This window comes from Lactobacillus nasalidis (assembly GCF_016587775.1).
In the GTDB taxonomy this organism is placed as follows: domain Bacteria; phylum Bacillota; class Bacilli; order Lactobacillales; family Lactobacillaceae; genus Lactobacillus; species Lactobacillus nasalidis.
Window position 1 is genome coordinate 1 of record NZ_BOCG01000034.1, and the last position, 297, is coordinate 297.

Here is a 297-nt window from a genome sequence, read left to right on the forward strand (position 1 = left end):
ACTGCTTAAAGAAAAGCCTTCGCCGAGTGAACGAAGAGTTCGTAATATGTTAGTTGCCGATAAAAAAGACTGGCAGTATACACAATCAGCCCGAATTCTGCAACTGGCAATTTCCGACTTGGGCAAGGCTTGGAACAATTTCTTTGACAAGGCCCAACCAGACTGGGGCAAACCAAAATTTCGGTCAAAACGGGAATCCAGACAAGGCTTCAAAAGCGATCAGAGTAAGATCAAGGACGGAATTCTTTATTTGGAGCGGGCAAGAAGAAGCCACGTTCCAAAAGATCAATGGCGTGG

The 297-nt window shown here is 45.5% G+C and carries 1 pseudogene; it reads left to right on the top strand.

What is annotated here, in order from left to right:
- Window positions 1-297: pseudogene (locus lacNas_RS00255) on the top strand (helix-turn-helix domain-containing protein); the annotation flags it as partial.